Below are 3,331 nucleotides of genomic sequence, written 5' to 3' on the forward strand. Positions count from 1 at the left end.
TAACGCCAGTAAAAATATTTTGGCCGCAGGGCTTGCGGTGTCAGTCCGGGTCGCGACCATAAGACCAGAACAGAGTAAATCTGTTAAGGCAGGTGCGGAACCCCGCAAGGGAAAGAAGCAGAAACCTAAATCGTGAGGTTTGGGAATCACCGTCCGTTTACGGCGGTGAGGATGTCAATATCAACTGGGAAGGCTCTTGCCCTTAACTGCCACTCTAGAGACGGTAATAAGCACATCTCTAGAGAATTTCTCTAATCCCTAATTAACTTCTCGATCCGCGATAAATGCGATCAGCTTGGGAGGGGTCTAAATAAGTGTAGCCCGGTTTTTGGGTTGAGGAGCCATTCTTTTTCGCCACAGTATTAACCGCAGGAGTCGCTTTTTTTACGTCCGCATGAGTCCGGATATAATCCTCAGAAATCTTGAAGGGATGACTATTGGGAAGATGACGACTAGAGGGTAAATTGTCTTCTGCTTCGGGATGGGTAATTTTACTATGGGGAGCGACAAAATCGTGTAGGATGGGATCATAGGCTAAAATTTCGCCAGTTTCAATCCGAAAAATCCAACCGTGTAGAGATAATTTACCCTGATGTAATCGGGAACGAATAATTGGATAGCTTTGCAAATTACTTAACTGGTTGAGAACATTTTCTGCTACTGTCACCTCGATCAGTTCTTCTCCTTCTAGTTCTTTGTAATTATCCTTAACTAAACGTCGAGTAGCTTCTGCTTGCTTTAACCAATCGTAAACTAAAGGCATTTCATCGGCCAGACTTTGCAATTTTAATAAACCTTTCATCGCTCCACAATGGGAGTGACCGCAGATAATCACTTGCTCGATGCCGAGAGCGTTGATAGCATATTCTATAGATGCACCTTCACCACCATTGGTTGCTCCGTAGGGAGGAATTATATTCCCCGCATTACGAATTACGAATAATTCCCCCACCTCCGCTTGGGTAATTAGGTTAGGATCGATCCTGGAATCGGAACAGGTGATAAACAGGATTCTCGGTTTTTGTCCGTGGGAGAGTTGCTCAAATAATTGCCGATGTTCATCAAAATAACCACTCTGGAACTTTTCTAGTCCCTGTAGGAGTTTCTTCATAATAATTTTTCTGGTTTAGTTTGATCGCTATTGAGTCGATCCTTTCAGCATTATCGGGCATGAGATAACAGCAATGCAACCGGCCAGATTAGCGATCGCTATCGACGGCGAGATCGGTTATATTTTGTTAAGATAAGATGCAGACTGTATCTAAGCAAATTTTATTCTATGGAAACTGCAACAATTTTGGGTATTTCGATCGCTGCCGCTTTGGTGGGGATTACCGTTTTAGCTCTTTATACCGCTTTTGGACCGCCAGCTGCAGAATTAAGCGATCCTTTTGAAGATCACGAAGATTAATTCTTTAATAACCATGTAGCTATCTGCCAAGGAAAAAGTTGCTCGACGGGATCGATCGCTCTTTCTAAACCGTCGATCGATTCTTTTATTGTTAATTGTAATTGATTTTGCCAATCAATAACAGCGTTTTCTCCCTGACATTCATAAACGCGCATTACCCAACCCCGAAAGGATGTTTCACTTTGTTTTAAACTCATTAAAATTAAGTTATCGGCCGAGAATTTTAACCATTGTGCCACGGGTGGCAACTGGTTTGATTGAGAAGAATTAGTAATAAAAACAACGGTGACAGGTGAGTTTAACTGCCAAGCGTGATGGACAGTTTTCGCCGTTTTCCAGTTACCTTGATGGGGATATATTGCATAGGTAAATTCTTGTTTCCCCAGAGCCGCCTCGGGATCGGGCCATCGGGGACTTCTCAACAGAGTTAATCGCAGTTGCCGGTTAGTAGCATCATAGCCATATTTATTATTATTTAAAAGACTAACCCCGTAGTTTGCCTCTGTATCGGTTAAATCCGCCCATTTATGACCGTAAACTTCCCATTTTGGTGATTCTGGTTCGTGGGAACGCTTGATCGCACCACAGGCAATTTCATAGGTGGTAAAATCGCTGTTTAGGGTAAGAGGAAAAGCGGTTTTTACTAAAGTATGTTCTTGCCGCCAATTAACCATAGTTTTAATCTGGAGAATAGGAGAATCTTTTTCTAAGATATAATCTTGACAAAATTCCGAATCAGCTAAACTTCTGATCACGCGAATCTGCCAGCGCAAGGGACCACATTCTAAGCATTCGATCGATTTTAATACTGTTTTAGGTAAGGGATATTGTTGATAATTCGGATCGATATTCCAAGCGTCCCAATATTGCCCTTGATCTTTAAATCCCTGTAATTGGTTCCCCGCAGCTTGCAGGATTTCTTTTTGATTAATTATATCGAATATACTATCTATATCCCCCGTTTCCGAGTTAATAGTAACTTTAAGCAAGCCATTATCTAAAATAAATTGGCAGTTAGTTAAATTTTTCTCGGTTGCTTGCTGATTGGGAACTAACCAAAATAACTTATAACCCACAGCAGGAATATTTTCAGCGAGAAATAATAGGTGATTGTCGTGGGATAATTGCGAAGGACAGAGACAATTATTTAAGTCATAAACCGAGCAATTTACAGATTCTACAGCTAAAGAGATAACCTGGGATCTTTCCCAGTTAAGAGAATTAAAAACTAGAAAAGGTTTTGCTTGAGGATGGGGGGGATTAGGTAAATTAATTTGAGTGGCAATTGCTTGTAAAGCTTGATCTAAAATTGCTTCACCTGTGCTGATAACTTGCTGCCATAACTGATTGGCATCCCTAAACACTTCGGGTATAGAAGTACCAGGCAGTATATCATGAAACTGATTTAATAAAACCTTTTTCCAGGCGGATTCTATCTCGACTTTCGGATAGGGAATCTCTAGTAAAATATTAGCCAGAGAAGACCATAATTCTCCTTGATACAAGAGGATTTCACAGTAACGATTATAAGCCTTTTGGTCGGCGTGGGTAGTATAACAACCCCGATGGAATTCTAGATATAATTCATCATCCCAGATAGGGAGATTACTTGTCTCCAGACTGTCCAGATAAGTTGTTGCTTGGCTAAATTTTAACTGGGGGAAAAAAGGAGATTTTTGCCAACGTTGGGCCACCTCTAACATATCACGAGTCGGGCCGCCGCCATGGTCGCCAACACCGGGCAGCCAAAAAATATCTTTTAAGCCGGTTTGCCGTTCCCAATTGAGAGCATGATCGGTCATAATAATTGGGTTAGTATCCATAACTCCGGCAACATTGGGAGGAGACATTAGGGAAAGAATTTTACTGCCATCGGGAGATTGCCACCAGAAAAAACCGTGGGGAAATTTAGTCGTATCA

At 41.6% G+C, this 3,331-nt stretch carries 3 protein-coding genes and 1 pseudogene; 2 read left to right on the forward strand and 2 right to left on the reverse strand.

Going from position 1 to position 3,331, the window contains the following annotated elements:
* Positions 1 to 136, forward strand: a pseudogene (locus tag PX636_RS04395) (RNA-guided endonuclease TnpB family protein); the annotation flags it as partial.
* 126 nt (positions 137 to 262) lie between these two features.
* Here the strand turns inward: PX636_RS04395 and PX636_RS04400 are convergent.
* On the reverse strand, positions 263 to 1,111 hold the full coding sequence (locus PX636_RS04400) for a carbonic anhydrase (protein WP_288116331.1): 849 nt from the start codon (positions 1,109 to 1,111) through the stop codon (positions 263 to 265).
* A 168-nt stretch (positions 1,112 to 1,279) separates the two neighbouring features.
* On the opposite strand from PX636_RS04400, the gene psbN reads away from it, so the two are divergent.
* A complete protein-coding gene (gene psbN, locus PX636_RS04405) occupies positions 1,280 to 1,411 on the forward strand; it encodes a photosystem II reaction center protein PsbN (RefSeq protein WP_012266479.1) in 132 nt (43 codons plus the stop codon).
* Here psbN and PX636_RS04410 read toward each other — a convergent pair.
* A partial coding sequence (locus PX636_RS04410; RefSeq protein ID WP_288116332.1) for an alpha-mannosidase occupies positions 1,408 to 3,331 on the reverse strand: 1,924 nt, incomplete at its 5' end. The two genes, psbN and PX636_RS04410, sit on opposite strands and share 4 nt — an antisense overlap.

This window comes from Microcystis sp. M53598_WE2 (genome assembly GCF_030067735.1).
Lineage (GTDB): Bacteria > Cyanobacteriota > Cyanobacteriia > Cyanobacteriales > Microcystaceae > Microcystis > Microcystis aeruginosa.

Coding starts and splice junctions, on each gene's coding strand:
- PX636_RS04400 (WP_288116331.1), bottom strand. CDS start 1,111: ATGAAGAAACTCCTACAGGGACTAGAAAAGTTCCAGAGTGGTTATTTT.
- psbN (WP_012266479.1), top strand. CDS start 1,280: ATGGAAACTGCAACAATTTTGGGTATTTCGATCGCTGCCGCTTTGGTG.